Below are 19,478 nucleotides of genomic sequence, written 5' to 3'. Positions count from 1 at the left end.
GAAGGTCGGAAGGCGCGGACAGGCGGGCCGGGGCTCAGAAGTCGAGCAGCACCGCGCCCCAGGTGAAGCCGCCGCCGACTCCCTCGAGCATCACGGTATCGCCGCGCTGCAGGCGGCCGGAACGCACGGCGTGGTCGAGCGCCAGCGGAATCGAGGCGGCGGAGGTGTTGCCGTGCTGGTCGACCGTCACGACGACCTTGTCCATGTCCAGCTTCAGCTTGCGGGCCGTCATCTGCATGATGCGGATGTTGGCCTGGTGCGGGATCAGCCAGTCGATGTCGGCCTCGCTGCGACCGGCCTTGGCCAGCACCGAGCGGGCGACATCTTCCAGCACGCCGACGGCGAGCTTGAAGACCGCCTGGCCGTCCATTTTCAGCAGCGGATCGCCCAGCACCGAGCCGCCAGCCACCGTGCCGGGCGTGCAGAGGATGTCGACATGGCGCCCGTCGGCATGCAGTTCGGTCGCGAGCACGCCGGGGGTGTCACTCGCTTCCAGCACCACCGCGCCGGCGCCGTCGCCGAACAGGACGCAGGTGGTGCGGTCCTTGAAGTCGAGGATGCGGGAGAACACCTCGGCGCCGATGACCAGGGCCTTGCGGGCGGCACCCGAGCGGATCATCGAGTCGGCGACGGTGAGGCCGTAGACGAAACCCGAGCACACCGCCTGCACGTCGAAGGCCGCGCAGCCGTGCACGCCGAGCTTCTGCTGCACCAGACAGGCCGTCGAAGGGAAGACCATGTCGGGCGTGGAGGTCGCGACGATGATCAGATCCAGCTGCGCGGCCGCGACACCGGCCGCCTCGAGCGCATGCCGGGCCGCCTCCACCGCCAGGTCGCTGGACCCGACCTCAGGCGCCGCAAAGTGGCGCGCGCGAATGCCGGTGCGTTCGACGATCCACTGGTCGGACGTCTCGATGCCCTGCTGCGCCAGTTCGGCTGCGAACTCCGCATTGCTCACGCGCTTGGGCGGCAGGTAGCTGCCGGTGCCGGTGATGCGGGAATAGGTAAGAGATGAAATAACGCTCATGCGGTAGAAGCGACCTGCACCTGGTCCTCGGGGCCGCCCGCCGGGGGCAGGGCTTGGAGGGTTTCCAGGATCCGGTCATGGACCCGGTCGAGCAACCGGTTTCGGGCCGCATCATACGCCCGATTGAGGGCCTGCTCGAACGCGAAGGCGTCAGCCGAACCGTGGCTCTTGAAGACCAGGCCGCGCAAGCCGAGCAGCGCCGCACCGTTGTACCGGCGGTAGTCGACACGGTTCTTGAAGTGCTTCAGCACCGGAAGCGCGACGATCGCCGCCAGTTTGGTCAGGAAGTTGCGGGTGAATTCCTGCTTGATGAAACTGGACAACATCGTGGCCAGGCCCTCGGACGCCTTCAGCACCACATTGCCGACAAAACCGTCGCAAACGACGATGTCGGTGGTGCCCTTGAAGATGTCGTTGCCCTCGACGTTGCCGTAGAAGTTCACTTGGCCGGCCTCGGCCACCGAACGCAGCAACTCGCCGGCGCGTTTGATTGTCTCGCTGCCCTTGATCGCTTCCTCGCCGATGTTGAGCAGGCCCACGCTCGGGTTGGCCTTGCCTTCGACGGCGGCCACCAGCGCGCTGCCCATCACGGCAAACTGCAGCAGGTGGTGAGGTTCGCAATCGACATTGGCGCCGAGGTCGAGCACCGTGGTGTAGCCGTCCTTCTGGTTGGGCATCACGGTGGCGATCGCCGGGCGGTCGATGCCGCCCAGGGTCTTGAGCAGATAGCGCGAGACGGCCATCAACGCGCCGGTGTTTCCGGCGGACACGCAGGCATCGGCCGCGACCACACCCTCGCCCGGCTTCACCTGGCTGATGGCGACGCGCATGGACGAGTTCTTCTTGCGGCGCAAGGCCACCTCGACCGGGTCGTCCATCTCCACCACCTCGGTGGCCGCGACGATGGTGCAGCGTGACCACGACTGCGCTGGCGCCAGCGCCTCGGGCCGGCCGACCAGGATCAGCTCGGCGTCGGGGTGCGCACGCAGAAAGGCTTCGCAGGCAGGCAGGGTCACCGACGGACCGAAGTCGCCACCCATGCAATCCACGGCCACGCGCACGGGGCGCCCGGCCCGCGGAGAAACATCAGCAGAGGAATTCATCGCTGGCACCGAAGGAGGCCGGCACGAATGCCCGCCCTGCCGGACCCGGCAAACAACTCGCCGGACCCGCCATAGCAACAGCTGCAAAGGCAAGAGCCCGCAGAGCGCACCACCCGGGTTGGCTCATGCAGGTCGGCCCATCGCCCGATCGCGAAGATCAGGCGTCGGCCTTGGTCTTGAGAACCTTGCGCCCGCGGTAGAAACCGGTGGGGCTGATGTGGTGACGCAGATGGGTTTCGCCGGTGGTCGGCTCGATCGCAGTCCCCGGGGTGTTCAGGTGCTGGTGGGCACGGTGCATCCCGCGCTTGGACGGCGATTTTTTGTTCTGTTGAACGGCCATGGCTCGCTCCTTGGAAAACCCGAGATTCTAGCACCGCTTGGCCAGGTTGCGCCAGGGGCAGTGAGCGACCGACCGGCCGGAAGGCGGAAATACGCCGCGCCACGGCCTCTCGGGACAGGCGGCCCCTCCCGGTCAAAGGGCCCGGCAGCGGCAGGTTCGAAGGTTTCAGGACAGCTTGTCCTTCTTCAACTGCGCGAGCACCGCGAAAGGATTACGGCGTTCGCCGGCCGGCTCCTCAGAAGCCTCGCTCCCGACCGCGGCAGCGCCGGCGGAACCGGCCAGCGACTCGGGGCAGACCTCGTGGCGCGGCACCAGCGGCAACGCCAGGATCAGCTCGTCCTCGACCAGGTCCTGGAGGTTCAGGCTGCGCGACAGCGCGAGCACGTCCTCTTCGCTGTCGGCGTCGATCTCCGCGGCGGCCTTCTCGTCCGGCACGAAGCGGAAGTCGCGCTCCACACCCAGGTGTTCCTCGACCGGCCGGAGGCAGCGCTGGCACTCCAGCGAGATCGAGGTGTCGGCCTTCAGATGCATCCACAGCTCGGGATCCCCGCCGCGACGCGGCACCAGCCGGCCGGCCACCGACCAGCGGACCGGCTGCTCGCCGGCCGGGGCATCTTCGTGCGCCTCCTCGGCGAGGCGCTGCAGGGCCCTCAAGGGCCACTCGCCTTGCAACTCGGCCTCGGCGCGCACGAACTCGCCGACATCGAGGCGCAACGGATTGAACTCTCTTGCCTTCATGCGGCCAGTGTAGCCGCGCGCTGCTCGGCAGACTCCGCGTGAAGGACAATCCGGACATGCCCGAGCACGCCCCCTCCTCTTCCCCTTTGGCAACTCCGTTGGCACCGCGAGCGCTGATCCTCGGATCGACCTCACGTTACCGGCGCGAACTCCTGCAACGCCTCGGCCTGCCCTTCGAGGTGGTCGCCCCACAGGTCGATGAAACGCCGCGCCCCGGTGAAACACCCGCCGCGCTGGCGCAGCGTCTCGCGCTGGAGAAGGCGCGCGCGGTCGCCGCCCTCCACCCCGAGGCCGTGGTGATCGGCTCCGACCAGGTCGCCGATCTGCGGGGCCGGCCGCTGGGCAAGCCCGGCACGCACGACATCGCGGTCGAGCAGCTGCGGGCGATGAGCGGCCAGGCGCTCGTGTTCCACACCGCGGTTGCGGTGGTCTGCCAGGCCGGCGGCTTCGAGCAGCAGCGCACGGTGCCAGCCACGGTGCGCGTGCGCGCCCTGACCGACGCCGAGATCGAGGCCTACCTGCGTGTCGACCAGCCCTATGACTGCGCGGGCAGCGCCAAGGCCGAAGGCCTTGGCATCGCGCTGCTGAGCGCGATCGAGTCGGACGATCCGACGGCGCTCATCGGGCTGCCCTTGATCGGCACCTGCGACATGTTGAGGGCCGCGGGGATCGACCCGCTCGCGGCGCAGGGAGCCAGGTCGTGAGCGGCCGCCTCTACCTGGTCCCGACGCCGCTGGACTTCGGCACCCTCGCAGCCGGCGCGACGCTGCCCGAGCTGCAGCAGGTGCTGCCACTGCAGACCCTGCAGACTGCCGCCCGGCTCGAGCACTGGATCGCCGAGAACGCCAGGACCACGCGGGCCTTCCTGAAGCGTGTGCACGCCGTCGTGCCGCTTGCGCGTCCCTTGCAGGAGATCGCGATCCAGGAGCTGCCACGCCCCGCGAAAGGTGGCGCGCGGACTGCCGCGCCTCCCGCCGGTCTGGACCGCCTGCTCGACGCGGCGCGCCAGGGCCGGGACATGGGTCTGGTGTCGGAGGCCGGCATGCCGGCGATCGCCGACCCCGGCGCCGAGGTGGTCCGCCGGGCGCATGAACTGGGCCTGCAGGTGCTGCCCCTGGTAGGCCCTTCGGCCCTGCTGCTGGCGCTGGCCGCCAGCGGCATGAACGGGCAGAGTTTCGCCTTCGTCGGCTATCTGCCGGTGGAGGACGTTGCACGTGCCACCCGCATCCGGGAGCTGGAGACACTGGCACGGCGCACCGGCCAGACTCAGATGATGATAGAGACGCCCTACCGCAACCCGGCCCTGATGGGCGCCTTGCTGGACCACTTGCAGCCGACCACACGTTTGTCGGTGGCCTGCGGGTTGACCTTGGAAGGCGGCTGGAACCGCTCGCTGCCGGTGCAGCGCTGGAAGCAGGACGGCGACGCCAAGCTACCGGCCGACGTGCCGGCCGTGTTCGCGATTCACAACCCCTGAGGGGCGGGCCGAGCCGCCGGATTCAGGGCTTTTTCGGCCCGCCGCCCAGCAGCGCCGCGACCTTGCGCTTGGGCTTGATGTAAGGCGAAGCGGTGCGCGCGAGCGCCGGCGCAGCAGCCGGCGCCTGCTTTTCCCAGCCGGGGTCGGCAGCCGGGTCGGCCTCGTAGGGCTTGCTGAAGAAGGGATCGCTGGAAGCCGGCGGCGTGGCGCTGTAGTTGGACGGCCCGCGACCCGGGCGCGGGGTCGAACGCTCGAAGACACGCTCCCCGTCATCCTCGTAGCTGCGGCGCGGCGGGCGGCGCGAACGTTCGTCCTCCAGCTCCAGTGCCTCGATCTCGATCTTTTTCTTGATCAGCTTCTCGATATCGGCAACCAGGCGCTGGTCGCTGCGCGAGACGAAGGACACCGCCAGCCCCGACGCACCGGCCCGGCCGGTGCGACCGATGCGGTGCACGTAATCCTCGGCGTTGAAGGGGATGTCGAAGTTGAACACCGCCGGCAGGTCCGCAATGTCGAGGCCGCGCGCTGCCACGTCGGTGGCGACCAGCAGCTCGACCTCGTTGCGCTTGAAGGCGTCGAGCGCCTTCAGACGCTCGTCCTGCGACTTGTCGCCGTGCAGCGCCGCGGTCTTCAGCCCGTCGCGCTCCAGCGAACGGGCCAGCCGGGCCGCGCCCAGCTTGGAATTCACGAAGACGATGGCCTGCGATAGCGAGCGCTCGCGCAGCAGCTGGCGCACCGCACGGCGCTTGTCGTCATCCTCGACACTGAAAAAGCGCTGCTCCACCGTGGTCGCGGTCGCGTTGGGGCGCGCCACTTCGACCAGCACCGGATCCTGCAGATAGCTCTGGGCCAGCTTCTTGATCTCCGGCGAGAAGGTGGCCGAGAACAACAGGGTCTGGCGCTGCTTCGGCAGGAAGCTGAGGATGCGCTCCAGGTCGGGCAGAAAGCCGATGTCCAGCATGCGGTCGGCCTCGTCGAGCACGACGTACTCGACCTGGCTCAGCGAGCAGTTCTTGGCCTGGATGTGGTCCAGCAGGCGGCCCGGCGTGGCGATCAGCACCTCGACGCCGCGGCGCAGCTCCTGGGTCTGTGGCGTCATGTCGATGCCGCCGAAGACCACCGCAACGCGCAGCTGGGTGTGCTTGGCATAGGCCTTCACATTGGCCGCCACCTGGTCGGCCAGCTCGCGCGTCGGCGCGAGGACCAGGGCGCGCACCGGGTGCCGGGCCGGCGAGGCGCTGCCGTTCTCGTGCTTGAGCATCTTCTGCAGCAGCGGCAGCGAGAAGGCGGCCGTCTTGCCGGTGCCGGTCTGGGCCGCGCCCATGACGTCGCGCCCCTCCAGCACGATGGGGATGGCCTTCGCCTGAATCGGCGTCATCGAGGTGTAGCCCTGATCGACGATGGCGCGCTGCAGCGTCGGGTCGAGAGGGAGGGAGGAGAACTGGCCGCCCAGGACGGGGGCCTCAGATGCTTCTGTCATAAGTAGCACATTATCGTCCAGCCTGCCGAGACCTGACTTTTAGCGGGTGCTTAAGGCGCGTCGGGGTGTCCGGCGCTCATTGGCTAAGCTCCGTGCTGCGCAAGCAGGAGGTTGACACTGGACGCCTCATGCGCGCCGGGCCCGCCCGGTGGCCAGCGCATACTCGGGCACACACTCGGCGAGCCAGGCCTTGACCGCCTCGTCGCCCTGCGCGGCGTCGAGCCGGGCCAGTACCTGGGGCGCGCGGTGCAGCCAGTCGGCCTGCTCGTCCTGGTGCAGCCGGGCCACCCGCAGGCGGGCGATCGGCGTCGGCAAGGTGGTGTCGGCGTCGGCGAGCAGCTCTTCGTAGAGCTTCTCACCGGGCCGCAGCCCGGTGAACGCGACCGGGATCTCCTCCAGCGTGTGGCCCGACAGGCGGATCAGGTCGCGCGCCAGCTCGGCGATGCGCACCGGCTCGCCCATGTCCAGCACATACACCTGGCCGGTGTCCCCCATCGCGGCGGCCTGGATCACCAGGCGCGCCGCCTCGGGGATGGTCATGAAATAGCGCGTGATCTCCGGATGGGTCACGGTCACCGGTCCGCCGCGCGCGATCTGCTCCTTGAATTTGGGGATCACGCTGCCGCTGGAGCCCAGCACGTTGCCGAAGCGAACCGCCATGAAGCGCGTCGCATGGCCCTGGGTCGCGAGGTGGGAGATCACCATCTCGGCAGCCCGCTTGGTGGCGCCCATCACGTTGGTGGGGTTGACCGCCTTGTCGGTCGAGATGAGCACAAAACGCTCGACCCCGGCCTCGGCGGCCGCGGTGGCGGCCAGCCAGGTGCCGAGGGTGTTGTTGTGCAGGGCGGCCCAGGCGTTGTCCTGCTCCATCAGCGGGACGTGTTTGTAGGCCGCCGCATGGAAGATCACCTGGGGACGACAGCTCCCGAAGGTGTGGCGCAGATGGGCCAGGTTCTTCACGTCGCCGATCAGGCGCAGCAGCGAGATGTGCGGGAACTGCTCGCTCAACTCCTGCTCGATGGAGTAGAGCGCGAATTCGCTCAGCTCGTAGAGCACCAGCCGGCTCGGCCCGTAGCGCGCCACCTGGCGGCACAGCTCGGCGCCAATGCTGCCGCCCGCGCCGGTGATCAGCACGGTCTTGCCGTTCAGGCAGTCGGAGATGCCGGCCTCGTCGAGCCGCACCGGCTCGCGACCGAGCAGGTCGTCGGGCTCGATTTCGCGCACCCGGCTGACCTGCGAGCCTTCGCGCAGCTCCTCCGCCGAGGGCACGGTCAGCACCGGCAGACCGGTGGCCGCCGCGGTCTCGATGATGCGGCGCCGGCCGGCCGGCGGCAGCGAGGGCATCGCGACGATGAGGTGGCTGATCTGCTGCTGCTCGACGTGGCGCGCGAGCTGCTCCAGCGGCCCCAGCACCGGCACGCCGCCGATGCGGGCGTGTTGCTTGGCGGCGTCGTCATCGAGCAGACCGACGACGACGTAGCCCTGATGCTGGATGCCCGCCAGCAGCAGCCGCGCCGCCTCGCCCGCGCCAAGCACCAGCGCGCGGCGACTCGCCTCGCTGTGGCCTGCCAGCCGCGCGCGCAGCTGCTCGTAGCCCATGCGATAGCCAATGCGCACCACGCACAGCGCCATCAGGCTGACCACCGGGTGCAGGGCCAGCACCGCGCGCGGCACCTCGTTGAGCTGCGCCATCAGCACCACCACGGCGCCAAGCAGGCCGGCGCCGGCACAGGCCAGCGTGAGCCGCTTGACGTCACCGAAACCCGCGAAGCGCCACAGGCCGCGTGGCACGCCGGCGAGCCAGAACACGACCAGGTAGAGCGCCACCAGGCCCAGCATCACCCAGCCGTCGTAGCCGGGACGGGCGCTGAACCAGCGGTCGAAGCCGAGCCGGAACAAATAGGTGATGTTCCAGCACAGCGCGATCACGAGGCCGTCGGCCAGCAGAGACAAAGGCCGCCGGTGGGCGCGTGCACGGGTGAGGAAGGCGTCGAGGTGGTGCCAGATCATGAAAAATCGCTTCAACGGGTCACGATGGCGTGCAGCGTACGTGCCAGCAGGCGCAGATCGCCCCAGAAGCTGGCGTTGTCCACATACTGCAGCGCGTAGCGCAGCTTGGCCGGCAGCACTTCCTCGACATAGGCGCGTTCGGGATCGGCGGCGGCGGCCAGCAGCTCGCTCTCGCGACGGTATTCGATGGAGGCGATGTCGGTGATGCCCGGGCGCACCGACAGCACCTTCTCGCGCACCGCCGGCGGATAGTGCGGCAGATAACGCGGCACCTCGGGGCGTGGCCCCACCAGGCTCATGGTGCCACACAGCACGTCCAGGAGCTGGGGCAGTTCGTCGAGCTTGGTGCTGCGCAGGAAGGCGCCCACCCGGGTGATGCGCGGGTCGGCACCGACCGTGATCAGCAAGCCGCCGCCGGCCGGCGCATGCCGCATGGTGCGGAACTTGCGGATGCGAAAGGGCCGGCCGTGGCGCCCCACCCTCTCCTGCCGGAACAGCACCGGCCCCGGGGAGTCGAGCTTGATCGCCAGCGCGATCACCGCCAGCAGCGGTGCCAGCAGCAGCAGTCCCAGGCCGGAGGCGACCAGATCAAACAGGCGCTTGCCCATCGCCGAGCGGCTCAACCCAGGATGCGCCGCACTGCCTGCACCACCCGCTCCACGTCGGCGTCGCACATGCGGGTGTAGAGCGGCAGGCTCAGCGAACGCTCGTAGGCGCGCTGGCTGTGCGGGAACTGCTCGGGCTTGAGATCGTAGCGGTCGCGCCAGTAGGGGTGCAGATGCAGCGGGATGTAGTGCACGCTGCAGCCGATGCCGGCCTCGAAGAGCTGCTCGATCATGGCATCGCGCGACACGGGCGCGCCGTCGGCCAGCCGCACCACGTAGAGGTGCCAGGCATGCAGGTCGCCAGCTGCGGGCTCGGGCGGCAGCAGCAGCGGCAGGTCGGCGAAGGCTTCGCGGTAGCGCCGCGCGATCTCGGTGCGGCGGCGTTGGAAGCCCTCGGCGCGCTGCAGCTGGTGCAGCCCGAGCGCGGCGGCGATGTCGGTCAGGTTGTACTTGAATCCCGGCGCGACGATCTCGTAGTACCAGCTCGGCACCTTGGCGGTGAAGCGGTCGAAGGCATCGCGGTTCATGCCGTGCAGGCGCATCACGCGGGCGCGTTGCGCGAGTTCGGGATCGCGCGTCACCAGCATGCCGCCCTCGCCGGTGGTGATGGTCTTGTTGGCGTAGAAGCTGAAGACGGTGGCGTCCGATCCGAGCGTGCCCACCAGCTGCCCCTGCAGCGTGGTCGGCAGCGCATGCGCCGCGTCCTCCACCACCCTGAGCCCGTGGCGGCGCGCCAGCGCGAGCAAGGCCGTCATGTCGGCTGCGAGCCCCGCGTAGTGCACCGGAACGATGGCCCGGGTGCGCGGCGTGATGGCCGCCTCGACCGCCCGGGGGTCGATGTTCAGCGTCGCGGGGTCGATGTCCACCAGCACCACGTCGGCGCCGAGGTAGCGCACCACCTCGGCGGTGGCCGTGAAGGTGTAGGTGGTGGTGATCACTTCGTCGCCCGGGCCGATGCCCAGCGCTTCGAGCGCCAGGTGCAGGCCGGCCGTCGCCGAGTTGATCGCGATCCCTTCCAGCCCGGTCGCTGCGCCGCCGAGAAAGTCGACGAAGGCGGCCTCGAAACGTTTGGCCTTGGGCCCGGTGGTGATCCAGCCGGAGCGCAGCGTGTCCACGACTTCGGCGATTTCTTCCTCGCCGATCTCGGGCAGCGCGAAGGGCAGGAAAGGCAGGGAGGTGTCGGAGTTCATCAGGGACGTTTTTCGATCCAGGCCAGCACATGGGTGCGCAGCCACGGCAGGGTGTTGAAAACGGCGTAGAGGCCGGGGTGCAGGCGCACCAGCGCACGGGCCAGGGGCGGTGCCAATGTGATGCGCTGCACACTCGCCCGCCCCTCGGGAAACAACTGGCGCAGCCTGGCGACGCCGACGCCGCGCACATCGGGGTTGCGCGGGTTGTCCCAGGTGAAGTCGTACCAGAGCACGCCCCCGCCCGGGCGCACCCAGCGCCACATCGCCTGCGCCAGCTGCGCCTGGAAACTGTCGTCCAGCAGCGAGGAAAAGACCGTCGCCTGGTAGACCACGTCCTGGCTGCCGGCCGCCACCCGCTCGCCCAAGGCCAGCGCGTCGCCGCAGTGCACCTGCAGCGCAGCCGGCAGCACACGGCGCGCCTCGGCAGCGCGGGCTTCCAGCAGCTCGACGCCCTGCAGCCGCTCCGGCGCGCAGCCCAGCCGCAGCAGTTCCAGCAGGTTGCCGCCGGCGCCGCAGCCGACCTCCAGCATGTGGCGCTGCTCCAGGTCCTGCCAGCCGAGCCGGGCGAACAGCCGCGCGATGGCGCGCTGGCGCTCCTGGGCCGGCAGCAGCGCAGCCGGGTTCAGCAGGCTGTAGCGCGGGTCCTGTGGGATGCGGCGTGCATAACGCTCGCGCACGGCGTCAGTCTCGTCGGCGGCAAGGCGGGGGTCGGGATGCTCGTGGGCCATGGCAAAAGGGGACGGCAGCGGGCTCAACGGGTCAGGCGCGAGAAGCGCGCGCGGCCCTGGTCGGCCCCGCGCAGGACGTCGGCCCAGCCCCACAGGGAACCGACGCCGTAGCCGACATGGTAGGCCGCGATGACGGCCGGCAGCCGCCACACCAGCGACCAGCCGGAGCGCGCCGCGATCGCCACCGAGGCGCCCAGGGCAGCCACCCCGTAGAGGCCGGCCAGCCCCAACAGCGGCAGCGGCCCCGCACCGAGCAGGCCGGCCAGCGCGCACAGCACCAGCGCCAGCACGAACAGCCCGGGCACCAGCTGGCGCAGCGAGGCGGCCTGGCCGTGCTTTTTCATCACGAAGGGCTTCCAGTAGCCGTATTGCAGGTACTGCCGGAACAAAGCACCCAGCGAGCCGCGCGGCCGGTAGGCCGAGCGGATGGCCGCCGACTGCCAGACCCGCCCGCCGCCGCGCACGATGCGCAGGTTGTGCTCGTCGTCCTGGTTGCGCACCAGTTGCTCGTCGAAGCCGCCGAAACGCTCGAGGCTGCGGCGCGGCCAGCAGCCGAGGTAGACGGTATCGACCCAGCCGCTGTAGTCGAGCTGACGCGAGCGCGCCCCGCCCGCCAGCCAGCGCGATTGGAAAGCGGCGGCGATGGCGCGCTGCATCGGCGACTCGCCCTCGGCGCGCCAGGGGCCGCCGACGTTGTCGGCGCCGCTGTCGGCGAGCGCCGCCAGGCACTGGGCGATGTAGTCGGCGGCATAGGCGGTGTGCACATCCATGCGCACGATCACCTCGCCCCGGGCGCGCTCCAGCGCCCGGTTGAGCCCGCTGGAGACGATGCCGCCCGGGTTGTCGATCACGGCGAAGCGGGGGTCGTGCGCGGCGAGCGCCTGCAGCAGCGCGGCGGTGCCGTCGTCGCTGCGGCCGTCGGCGATCACCACCTCCAGGTCCCAGCCGGACGGCAGCTGCTGCGCCGCCACCGAAGCGCAGAAAGCCTCGATGTGGCCCCTCTCGTTGCGGCAAGGCACGATGACGCTGACGAGCCCTTCGGGCGGCCGGGCGGGGCTCATTGGGAAACCTCCGTGCTGCGCACTGCGGTGCGAGCCCCTTCGGGCGGCCGGGCGGGGCTCATACCGCCCCTTTCCGGGCCAGCAGCTGTCGATAGAGGGCGTCCATCCGGTCCATCTGGTGGCGCCGCGAGGCCTCGGGCTCGACACGTGCCCGGTTGGCCTGCCCCATCCTTGCGGCCTGCTCCGGGTCAGCGGCCAGCAGCGCCAGCGCGTCGGCCGCCGCCGCCGCATCGCGCGGCGCCACCAGCATCCCGCCGGTGGCGTCCACCCACTGCCGATTGGCCGGCAGGTCGGACACCACCACCGGCAGCCCCGCCGCCATCGATTCGAGAAGTGCCACCGAGGTCGCGTCGCTGCTCGGGATCGAGACGCTCACATGCGCCCGGTTGACCAGCTCGGCCATACGGTCTTCACCGACACGGCCGTGGAACTGCACCACCTCGTCCAGCCCCAGCGCCTTCACCTGCGCACGCAAACGGCCCTCCAGCGGCCCGCCACCCAGCAGGTGCAGCTCCAACTCGCCGTTCAGGCGCCGACGCAGCGCGGCCATTGCGTCAACGATGATGTCGATGTTGTAGTTGGTGTCCCAGGCGCGCAGGCTGACGATCCGGTAGGGCCGCAGTGCCCGGGGTTGAGGACGGAACTTGCCTGTGTCGGCGCCCCAGTAGATCTGGTGCAACGGCGCCCGAGGCCGCCAGGTGGCGATTTCATCCAGCATGTCCTGGCTGTCGGCCGTGATCAGCGCGGCGCGGCGCAAGGTCCAGCCGGTGAGCGCGTGCACCGCGCGGCTCTGCCGGGGCGAGACCAGGATGTCCGAGCCCCAGCCGGTCAGCACGCAGGGCCCGCGCCCGCAGGCGGCTGCCCAGAGGCCATAGGAGGTGATGTAGTGCCCGTGCACCAGGTCGGGCCGCAACCGGGCCGCGATCGCCCGCACCCGCGGCAGCGCGGCAAACCACGCCCAGCTGCCGTCTGGCGTGTCGAGCGCCACGACCTCGGCGCCGGGAATCTGGTGCGCCTGCCGCGACACCACGCTGCAGCGCCAACCGCGCAGGACCATCGCGCCCACCCAGCGTTGGGTGTGCACGCTTTGCGCATCAGCGAAAAACAGCAGATGCGGGGCGCCGGAGTTCATCGCCGGCCTCCGGGCCGGGACGCTGCCGCATCCCCATCGTGCAGCACCGTGGCCGACTGCCAGCCGATGCCGCAGTAGTGCGGCGCCAGATCCGGGTAGCGCTCGATCCAGGCCGCGTCGAAGTCGCGTACATCCCCCAGGATGCGAGCCGGCTGGCCGCCGATGACCGCGTAGTCGGGGAAGTCGCCATCCACATAGCTGAACGCGCGCACGAGTACGCCGCGGCCGAGACGGCTGCCCGGCATCACGACGCTGTTCGCGCCGATGAAACAGTAGGGCCCAATGTGCGTGGCGCCGCGCTTCACCCCCACCGGATGAGCCGCGCCCCAGTACGCACGCCCCATCAGGCGGGTCGACACATGGCTGGAGTGTGTCAGCAGCGAGACATGGTTGCTGACCTGGGTGCCTTCGCCGATGTGCAGACCGCCGGCGGCGTCGAGCAGGTTGAAGTGACCGATGAACACATGGTCCTCGACATACAGGCCCTCGGCGCCCTGCACATCGGTGGCGGTGCTGATGCGGGTGTGCGGCAGCCAGGTGCCGTCATGGCGGCGCCAGCCGTAGATCAGGCGCGGCCTTGTGAGGCAACGCAGCAATCGAAGCACCAGGGACTTGAACATCGGCAGCGGCAAACGGGCGTGGAGCAGGACGTGAGGCGGGCAGGAAGGCGCGCGGCTCGCAGTCTAACGGCCGGCGCGGCGCAGCGGCGCCCGCAGGTCGTCCAGCAGCTGCCGCCCCTGCGGACGCAGCACCTCCCCCCAGGACAGGCCGGCGTGGCGACGGAACAGCGCCAGCCCCCACGCGATCGCCAGCAGGTAGGACGCCGACGTGGCGAGCGCGCCGCCCGCCGCCCCCAGGTGCGGCACCAGCAGCGAGCACACGCCCACGTTGACCGCCAGGGAGACTGTCGCGACCGCAGCCGACAGCTGCGGCCGGCCCAGGAAATTGGTGTAGAAGGCCGACAGCGTCGAAGCGCTCGCATAGGCCCAGACGCCCGGCAGCAGCAGCGCCAGCAGTGGCAGCACCGCGGTGTAGGGCGCCCCGAGCAGGCGCGGCAGCAGCCACCAGGCCGCCAGCAGCAGCAGCGGCGTGACCAGCAGCAGCATCGCGAGGTTGAGGTGCACGACCCGTACCGTGAGGGCGGCAGCCTGCCTCGCATCCGGCACACCGATACGGGCATAGGCGGCAGCGCTGACCGAGGATGAGACAAACCAGAGCAGTTCGGCGGCCGTCACGGCCACGGAGTACACGCCGGCCGCCCCCAGCCCCGCATAACGCTCGACGATAAAGAGGTCGACGCGGTAGTTGAGCCAGCTGACGAGATTGGTCAGCCCAACCACCGTGCAGAAGTGCGCCTGCGCCCGCCACGCCGACCACACCGGCGCCTGCAGGCCGGCGCCTCGGGCCGCCAGCAGTGCGCCGGCCACGCCGACCCCGGCGCGAGCGGCCAGCCAGACGGCCACCACCTGCATCAGTCCGGCTTGCACGCCGCCCAGCCACAGAGCCGCCAAGCCGAGCAGCGTCAGCAGCGGCGGCGCGATGCTCAGTGCATTGATGGGCCCCATGCGGCCTTCGCCCAGGTAGAGCCCGGACAGCGTGGGCGTGAACAGCAGCAGCGGCGCCGCCACAGCCAGCAGCGGCAGGAAGCGGTAGGCCGGGTCGCCGCCCAGCGCCTGTGCCGCCAGCGTGAACACCGCCGCGCCTGCCAGCCCACCGGCCAGCGCAAGCACCAGTGCGCCGCCCAGCCAGGCGCCGGCGGCCTGCCGGTGGTGCGAGACCTGGCGCGCGATCACCAGGCCCAGGCCCGAGAACAACGCGGCGAACACCGCCTCGGTGGCGATCAGCAGCGAAAACTGGCCCTGTTGTTCCGGCCCCTGGCGCGCCACCACCACGACGATGGCCAGCCCGAGCGCCACCGAAACCAGCTTGGCGGCGAAGTGAGCGAGGGCACCGCGGGACAGCGGAGAGGTGGACATGCGGGTGCTGGCGCGGCAGAAGCCGGGGTGGATGCGGAGTATTCAGCAGCGGATGGACCGCCCGGGGCCGCCGATCATACGGCCCGGCGCCCGGCCGGCCGGTAAAATCGCGGGCTTTTCCACGCCCGAGCCCGTCATGACCGAAGACCAGAACCAGCTGATCGCCGAACGGCGCGAAAAACTGGCCCACATCCGCCAGCAGGGCGTCGCCTTCCCGAACGACTTCAAGCCGACCCACCAGGCCGGCGCGCTGCACACGCAATACGGCGCGCTGAGCAATGAGGAACTGGAGCCGCAGCAGGTCAAGGTCAGCGTGGCCGGCCGCATGATGCTCAAGCGCCTGATGGGCAAGGCCAGCTTCTGCACGCTGCAGGACGCGAGCGGCCGCATCCAGCTGTTTGTCACCACCGACGGGGTCGGCGAGGAAGCGCACGCCGCCTTCAAGCATTGGGACCTGGGCGACATCGCCGGCTGCGAGGGCACCCTCTTCAAGACGCGAACCGGCGAGCTGTCCGTGCGCGTCAGCGCGCTGCGCCTGCTGACCAAAAGCCTGCGCCCGCTGCCGGACAAGTTCCACGGCATGACCGACCAGGAACAGAAATACCGCCAGCGTTATGTCGACCTGATGACCGACGAGGACGCACGCAAGCGTTTCGTCGCCCGAAGCAAGGCGGTGTCCTCGATCCGCAACTTCATGGCCAGCAACGGTTTTCTCGAAGTCGAGACACCGATGCTGCACCCGATCCCGGGCGGCGCCAACGCCAAGCCCTTCGTGACCCACCACAACGCGCTGGACCAGGAGATGTTCCTGCGCATCGCGCCCGAGCTCTACCTCAAGCGCCTGGTGGTGGGCGGCTTCGAGCGGGTCTTCGAGATCAACCGGAACTTCCGCAACGAAGGCATCTCGGTGCGCCACAACCCCGAGTTCACGATGATGGAGTTCTATGCCGCCTACTGGAACTACCACGACCTGATGGACTACACCGAGTCGGTACTGCGCCACGCCGCGCGCGAGGCCACCGGCTCGGCGACGCTGAGCTACCAGGGCCGCGCGGTGGACCTGGAAAAGCCCTTTGCCCGCCTGAGCATCCGTGACGCCATCGTCAAGTACGCGAGCAGCGTGGGCGCGGCGCACATCGACGACGCGACACACCTGCGCGGCATCCTCAAGAACCTCGGCAAGGAGGCGCCGGCGCACTGGGGCCTGTCGCAGCTGCAGTTCGGCGTCTTCGAGGAGCTGGTCGAGGAGCAGCTCTGGGAGCCCACCTTCATCATCGACCACCCGGTCGCGGTGTCGCCGCTGGCGCGCGCCTCGGACAGCAACCCCGAGATCACCGAGCGCTTCGAGCTCTACATGACCGGCCGCGAGATCGCCAACGGCTTCAGCGAGCTCAACGACGCCGAGGACCAGGCCGCCCGGTTCCAGGCCCAGGTCGCGAACAAGGACGCCGGCGACGAGGAAGCGATGTACTTCGACGCCGACTTCATCCGTGCGCTGGAATACGGCATGCCGCCCACCGGCGGCTGCGGCATCGGCATCGACCGTCTGATCATGTTGCTGACCGATTCGCCTAATATTCGCGACGTCATCCTCTTCCCCGCCTTGCGCAAGGAGCAATGAACACCGACTCGCGGTCGCAGACACTTCCCCAGGTCGAAGCGGCGATCTGGGACGAACTCGCGCGCGCCGTCGGCGACAAGGCGCACGCCTGGCGCACCCCGGTGCTGGCCACCGCCGCACCCGACGGCGCCGACGCCCGCACGGTGGTGCTGCGCGAGGCCCTGCAGCCCGAGGCGCGGCTGCTCGTCTACACCGACACGCGGGCCGCCAAGGTGCACGAAATCGCCGCCTGCCCCGCCGGCATGCTGGTGTTCTGGTCCTCCGCGCTCGGCTGGCAGCTGCGCTGCAAGGTGACGCTGAGCGTCGAGGACAGCGGGCTGGAGGTCTCCTCACGCTGGGCCCGCGTCAAGCTCACGCCGGGCGCCCAGGACTACGTCTCGCCGCTGCCGCCTGGCGCGCCGCTGGCTGCCGTGCCTGAGGTGCAGCGCGCCAGCCGGGAGTACTTCGGCGTGATCGGCATCCGGGTCGACTCGCTGGACTGGCTGGAGCTGCGGCCGCAAGGCCAGCGCCGCGCCCGCTTCGACGCGGAGGGCGCGCGCTGGCTGCAGCCCTGAGCGCCGCCGCGCTCAGCGGTGCTTGAAAGCCGCCGGGCGCTTGTTCAGGAAGGCGTCCATGCCTTCCTTCTGGTCCTCGGTCGCAAACAGCGAGTGGAACACCCGGCGCTCGAACAGCATGCCTTCGTTGAGCGGCGCCTCGTAGGCGCGATTGACACATTCCTTGGCGGCCATCAGGGCCGGCAGCGACATCGCGCAGATCGCGTCGGCCGCGGCGTAGGCCTCCTCCAGCAGCCGCTCGGCCGGCACCACCCGCGAGACCAGGCCGGCGCGCTCGGCTTCGGCCGCGTCCATCATGCGGGCGGTCAGCACCAGGTCCATGGCCTTGGCCTTGGACACCGCGCGCGGCAGGCGCTGAGTCCCGCCGGCGCCGGGCACCACGCCGAGCTTGATTTCAGGTTGGCCGAACTTCGCGGTCTCGGCCGCGATGATGAAGTCGCACATCATCGCCAGCTCGCACCCGCCGCCCAGGGCATAGCCGGCCACCGCCGCGATCACCGGCTTGCGCACGCTCTTGAGCGCTTCCCAGTTGCGGGTGATGAAGTCCGACTTGTAGACCTCCATGTAACTCCAGCGCGCCATCGCGGCGATGTCGGCGCCGGCCGCGAAGGCCTTCTCGCTGCCGGTGATGATGATGCAGCCGATGCTCTCGTCGGCATCGAAGGCGCGCACGGCAGCGCCCAGCTCGTCCATCAACGCGTCGTTCAGGGCGTTGAGCTGCTTGGGGCGGTTGAGGGTGACCACACCCGCTTTCAGGGCAGCTTGGCCGCGGGTTTCGGTCAGGATCAGTTCATAGCTCACAGCGTTTTTCTCCTTTCGAGGACAGGCACTATACGGACGCCGGATCGCCCCGGTACCACCCGAAGGGCCTGGCACCTTCCGCAGTTTTGCCATTGGCGGACGGCCACCTCGGATGTAAGCTCCCCCGTCACATCGACCGACGGGATCAGCAGCGATGGGAACCTTATACCGGAAGACCGAGAAGGGGCAGGCCGAGATCGCAACGCGCCAAAACCACCTGGCGCAGAAGCTGCGCTCCGGCCTCATCGTGGTGGACGGCAAGCGCAGCGAGGCCGAGCTGATGCGCCTCATCCCGCAACACCCGGAAGAAGTGATCGAGACGCTGCTGGCCGAGGGTTACATCGAGATCGTCGGCCCGTCGGCACAGCGTTCGTCCCCCTCACGCAGCGCGGCGGCCGACACACCGCCGGCGCCGCATCCCCTGGGTCGTCCGGTCGAGCAGCTGCGCTCGCGCGCCGTGCGCTTCATCGGCGAGCAACTCGGGCCGCTGGCCGACCAGCTGGCGACCCGGATGGAAAAGGCCCGTTCCTGGGACGAGCTGCAGCCCCTGCTGCTGACCGCCCACCGTATCCTGGCCGACAACCGAGGCGGCGCCACCGCCGAAGCCTTCAAGGTGGCATTCCTGGAGCAGGCGGCCTGAGCGGCAGCGCCTGCTCGGGCAGCTTCGAGATCATCAGGTCCACAAAGGTTTCTGCGTCCTGCCGGATCCGGATGCGCACCGGCAGGTACATCAGACTGGGTGCGAACCAGATTTCGGCCGACAACTCGCCGCGGCCGGGCAGCTCGCGGCGCGGCTTCAGGTGGAAGGCCGCAATCCGGCCAAAGGGCGTCTCCAGGGTCTCCTCGCCGATGACGTCGTAGTACCAGCGGTCCTGTCGGCGCGGCAGCGCCAGCGGCACCTCCACCGCCTGTCCCACCTGCAGCAGCTGCGGCCGGCGCAGGAAACGCTGGGTCAGCTGCACGAACTGGCTGGCGCTGTCCTGCACCCCCGGAAGGGCCGCCACCTGGCGGCCGCTGTTGAGCGTCACGCGATCGCTCTCGAACAGCACGCGCGCCTGCCGCCGGCTCAAGCCGAAGCGGGTCCACTCGTCGTAGCGCATCGGCGCCAGGCCTTCGGGCGTGATCAGGCCGTCGCTGCTCATGCGCCGGCTCATCAAGGGCGCGAAGCTGGGGCCGATCTTCACTTCGACGTGCACCTGGTAGTGCTCGTCCTGGCGCACCCACTCGACCTGGGCGCTGCCGTGCACCGGGCCCCGGTAGTTGCCGGTCAGGCTGTAACTCATGCGGGTCGAGGGCGGCCACTCGAAGGCCGGCCCGGAGGCACCGCCCTCGGCTGCCGTCGCGGCCTCGCTCGCGGCGCCGGCGACGGCGGAGGCCGGTGTCTCGGGCGCCTCGGCGACGCTGGCGGGCTCGGCCGGTTCGCCGGCCGCGAGGGCCGCAGCCTCCGGCTCCGATGCCGGCTCGGAAGCTTCGGCCGGAGCGGACGTCGGTGACGCCTCGGGCGCCGCCTTCTGGTCCTCGGGCTCGTCCTCGGGCGGCGCTTCCGGCTCGCTGGCCGCGAGAGCCTCCGGTTCGGCGGCGACCGTCGGCGCCGTCGCCGCTCGCGGCACGGCTGCGGGTGGCGGTGCCGCGGCG

General features: G+C 69.9%; 20 protein-coding genes. 5 read left to right on the top strand and 15 right to left on the bottom strand.

Annotated features, from left to right (window positions below; translation table 11 throughout):
* Positions 1–34 precede the first annotated feature (34 nt).
* From OOT46_RS28765 to OOT46_RS28750, 4 genes are all read right to left on the bottom strand, one after another.
* Entirely contained in the window at positions 35–1,027 is a 993-nt protein-coding gene (locus OOT46_RS28765) for a beta-ketoacyl-ACP synthase III (RefSeq protein WP_265407062.1), read from the bottom strand.
* Positions 1,024–2,130, bottom strand: coding sequence for a phosphate acyltransferase PlsX (plsX, locus tag OOT46_RS28760; RefSeq protein ID WP_265407061.1), 1,107 nt, complete (start codon positions 2,128–2,130; stop codon positions 1,024–1,026). Before plsX ends, OOT46_RS28765 begins: the two co-directional genes overlap by 4 nt.
* 157 nt (positions 2,131–2,287) lie before the next feature.
* The gene (gene rpmF / locus OOT46_RS28755; RefSeq protein WP_265407060.1) at positions 2,288–2,470 is read right to left on the bottom strand and encodes a 50S ribosomal protein L32; all 183 of its coding nucleotides are present in this window, start codon (positions 2,468–2,470) and stop codon (positions 2,288–2,290) included.
* A 165-nt stretch (positions 2,471–2,635) separates the two neighbouring features.
* The gene (locus OOT46_RS28750; RefSeq protein WP_265407059.1) at positions 2,636–3,208 is read right to left on the bottom strand and encodes a YceD family protein; all 573 of its coding nucleotides are present in this window, start codon (positions 3,206–3,208) and stop codon (positions 2,636–2,638) included.
* 56 nt (positions 3,209–3,264) lie between these two features.
* On the opposite strand from OOT46_RS28750, the gene OOT46_RS28745 reads away from it, so the two are divergent.
* Both OOT46_RS28745 and OOT46_RS28740 read left to right on the top strand, forming a co-directional pair.
* Positions 3,265–3,912: a Maf family protein gene (locus tag OOT46_RS28745; RefSeq protein ID WP_265407058.1), complete on the top strand. Its 648-nt coding sequence runs from the start codon at positions 3,265–3,267 to the stop codon at positions 3,910–3,912.
* Complete coding sequence (locus OOT46_RS28740) at positions 3,909–4,685, top strand: SAM-dependent methyltransferase (RefSeq protein ID WP_265407057.1); 777 nt, start codon at positions 3,909–3,911, stop codon at positions 4,683–4,685. Before OOT46_RS28745 ends, OOT46_RS28740 begins: the two co-directional genes overlap by 4 nt.
* A gap of 22 nt (positions 4,686–4,707) precedes the next feature.
* On the opposite strand, the gene OOT46_RS28735 is transcribed toward OOT46_RS28740, so the two are convergent.
* The 9 genes from OOT46_RS28735 to OOT46_RS28695 all read right to left on the bottom strand — a co-directional run bounded on the left by OOT46_RS28735 (position 4,708) and on the right by OOT46_RS28695 (position 14,867).
* A complete protein-coding gene (locus OOT46_RS28735) occupies positions 4,708–6,165 on the bottom strand; it encodes a DEAD/DEAH box helicase (RefSeq protein ID WP_265407056.1) in 1,458 nt (485 codons plus the stop codon).
* A gap of 126 nt (positions 6,166–6,291) precedes the next feature.
* On the bottom strand, positions 6,292–8,175 hold the full coding sequence (locus OOT46_RS28730) for a polysaccharide biosynthesis protein (RefSeq protein ID WP_265407055.1): 1,884 nt from the start codon (positions 8,173–8,175) through the stop codon (positions 6,292–6,294).
* Between the two features lie 11 nt (positions 8,176–8,186).
* The gene (locus OOT46_RS28725; RefSeq protein WP_265407054.1) at positions 8,187–8,783 is read right to left on the bottom strand and encodes a sugar transferase; all 597 of its coding nucleotides are present in this window, start codon (positions 8,781–8,783) and stop codon (positions 8,187–8,189) included.
* An 11-nt stretch (positions 8,784–8,794) separates the two neighbouring features.
* On the bottom strand, positions 8,795–9,970 hold the full coding sequence (locus tag OOT46_RS28720) for a DegT/DnrJ/EryC1/StrS family aminotransferase (RefSeq protein WP_265407053.1): 1,176 nt from the start codon (positions 9,968–9,970) through the stop codon (positions 8,795–8,797).
* Positions 9,970–10,698: a class I SAM-dependent methyltransferase gene (locus OOT46_RS28715; RefSeq protein ID WP_265407052.1), complete on the bottom strand. Its 729-nt coding sequence runs from the start codon at positions 10,696–10,698 to the stop codon at positions 9,970–9,972. Before OOT46_RS28715 ends, OOT46_RS28720 begins: the two co-directional genes overlap by 1 nt.
* A 23-nt stretch (positions 10,699–10,721) precedes the next feature.
* A complete protein-coding gene (locus tag OOT46_RS28710; protein WP_265407051.1) occupies positions 10,722–11,759 on the bottom strand; it encodes a glycosyltransferase family 2 protein in 1,038 nt (345 codons plus the stop codon).
* 58 nt (positions 11,760–11,817) lie between these two features.
* Complete coding sequence (locus OOT46_RS28705) at positions 11,818–12,891, bottom strand: glycosyltransferase (protein ID WP_265407050.1); 1,074 nt, start codon at positions 12,889–12,891, stop codon at positions 11,818–11,820.
* A complete protein-coding gene (locus OOT46_RS28700; RefSeq protein ID WP_265407049.1) occupies positions 12,888–13,511 on the bottom strand; it encodes an acyltransferase in 624 nt (207 codons plus the stop codon). Before OOT46_RS28700 ends, OOT46_RS28705 begins: the two co-directional genes overlap by 4 nt.
* Before the next feature lie 63 nt (positions 13,512–13,574).
* The gene (locus OOT46_RS28695) at positions 13,575–14,867 is read right to left on the bottom strand and encodes a lipopolysaccharide biosynthesis protein (RefSeq protein ID WP_265407048.1); all 1,293 of its coding nucleotides are present in this window, start codon (positions 14,865–14,867) and stop codon (positions 13,575–13,577) included.
* A gap of 31 nt (positions 14,868–14,898) precedes the next feature.
* On the opposite strand from OOT46_RS28695, the gene lysS reads away from it, so the two are divergent.
* The gene (gene lysS / locus OOT46_RS28690; protein ID WP_416136271.1) at positions 14,899–16,488 is read left to right on the top strand and encodes a lysine--tRNA ligase; all 1,590 of its coding nucleotides are present in this window, start codon (positions 14,899–14,901) and stop codon (positions 16,486–16,488) included.
* The gene (locus OOT46_RS28685) at positions 16,485–17,042 is read left to right on the top strand and encodes a pyridoxamine 5'-phosphate oxidase family protein (RefSeq protein ID WP_265407046.1); all 558 of its coding nucleotides are present in this window, start codon (positions 16,485–16,487) and stop codon (positions 17,040–17,042) included. The genes lysS and OOT46_RS28685 overlap by 4 nt, the downstream gene beginning before the upstream one ends.
* A gap of 12 nt (positions 17,043–17,054) precedes the next feature.
* Here OOT46_RS28685 and OOT46_RS28680 read toward each other — a convergent pair whose 3' ends face one another.
* Complete coding sequence (locus tag OOT46_RS28680) at positions 17,055–17,843, bottom strand: enoyl-CoA hydratase (protein WP_265407045.1); 789 nt, start codon at positions 17,841–17,843, stop codon at positions 17,055–17,057.
* Between the two features lie 154 nt (positions 17,844–17,997).
* Here OOT46_RS28680 and OOT46_RS28675 point away from each other — a divergent pair, with 154 nt between their 5' ends.
* Positions 17,998–18,483 (top strand): hypothetical protein, encoded by a 486-nt coding sequence (locus tag OOT46_RS28675; protein WP_265407044.1) that lies wholly within the window; start codon positions 17,998–18,000, stop codon positions 18,481–18,483.
* Here OOT46_RS28675 and OOT46_RS28670 read toward each other — a convergent pair.
* Positions 18,452–19,478 (bottom strand): DUF3108 domain-containing protein (locus OOT46_RS28670; RefSeq protein ID WP_265407043.1); only part of this gene is annotated, 1,027 nt, incomplete at its 5' end. The two genes, OOT46_RS28675 and OOT46_RS28670, sit on opposite strands and share 32 nt — an antisense overlap.

Origin of the sequence: Aquabacterium sp. A7-Y (genome assembly GCF_026153205.1) — a bacterium.
GTDB lineage: Bacteria > Pseudomonadota > Gammaproteobacteria > Burkholderiales > Burkholderiaceae_C > Caldimonas.
The sequence above is the reverse complement of the archived record's forward strand: the minus strand, read 5'-3'. Positions and strand labels throughout refer to the sequence as shown.

What these genes read in the sequence shown, in the direction of transcription:
- OOT46_RS28750 (WP_265407059.1), bottom strand. Translation starts at nt 3,208, where the DNA reads ATGAAGGCAAGAGAGTTCAATCCGTTGCGCCTCGATGTCGGCGAGTTC.
- plsX (WP_265407061.1), bottom strand. Translation starts at nt 2,130, where the DNA reads ATGAATTCCTCTGCTGATGTTTCTCCGCGGGCCGGGCGCCCCGTGCGC.
- OOT46_RS28720 (WP_265407053.1), bottom strand. Translation starts at nt 9,970, where the DNA reads ATGAACTCCGACACCTCCCTGCCTTTCCTGCCCTTCGCGCTGCCCGAG.
- OOT46_RS28765 (WP_265407062.1), bottom strand. Translation starts at nt 1,027, where the DNA reads ATGAGCGTTATTTCATCTCTTACCTATTCCCGCATCACCGGCACCGGC.
- OOT46_RS28700 (WP_265407049.1), bottom strand. Translation starts at nt 13,511, where the DNA reads ATGTTCAAGTCCCTGGTGCTTCGATTGCTGCGTTGCCTCACAAGGCCG.
- OOT46_RS28675 (WP_265407044.1), top strand. Translation starts at nt 17,998, where the DNA reads ATGGGAACCTTATACCGGAAGACCGAGAAGGGGCAGGCCGAGATCGCA.
- OOT46_RS28715 (WP_265407052.1), bottom strand. Translation starts at nt 10,698, where the DNA reads ATGGCCCACGAGCATCCCGACCCCCGCCTTGCCGCCGACGAGACTGAC.
- rpmF (WP_265407060.1), bottom strand. Translation starts at nt 2,470, where the DNA reads ATGGCCGTTCAACAGAACAAAAAATCGCCGTCCAAGCGCGGGATGCAC.
- OOT46_RS28685 (WP_265407046.1), top strand. Translation starts at nt 16,485, where the DNA reads ATGAACACCGACTCGCGGTCGCAGACACTTCCCCAGGTCGAAGCGGCG.
- OOT46_RS28705 (WP_265407050.1), bottom strand. Translation starts at nt 12,891, where the DNA reads ATGAACTCCGGCGCCCCGCATCTGCTGTTTTTCGCTGATGCGCAAAGC.
- OOT46_RS28725 (WP_265407054.1), bottom strand. Translation starts at nt 8,783, where the DNA reads ATGGGCAAGCGCCTGTTTGATCTGGTCGCCTCCGGCCTGGGACTGCTG.
- OOT46_RS28735 (WP_265407056.1), bottom strand. Translation starts at nt 6,165, where the DNA reads ATGACAGAAGCATCTGAGGCCCCCGTCCTGGGCGGCCAGTTCTCCTCC.
- lysS (WP_416136271.1), top strand. Translation starts at nt 14,899, where the DNA reads ATGCGGAGTATTCAGCAGCGGATGGACCGCCCGGGGCCGCCGATCATA.
- OOT46_RS28730 (WP_265407055.1), bottom strand. Translation starts at nt 8,175, where the DNA reads ATGATCTGGCACCACCTCGACGCCTTCCTCACCCGTGCACGCGCCCAC.
- OOT46_RS28745 (WP_265407058.1), top strand. Translation starts at nt 3,265, where the DNA reads ATGCCCGAGCACGCCCCCTCCTCTTCCCCTTTGGCAACTCCGTTGGCA.
- OOT46_RS28710 (WP_265407051.1), bottom strand. Translation starts at nt 11,759, where the DNA reads ATGAGCCCCGCCCGGCCGCCCGAAGGGCTCGTCAGCGTCATCGTGCCT.
- OOT46_RS28695 (WP_265407048.1), bottom strand. Translation starts at nt 14,867, where the DNA reads ATGTCCACCTCTCCGCTGTCCCGCGGTGCCCTCGCTCACTTCGCCGCC.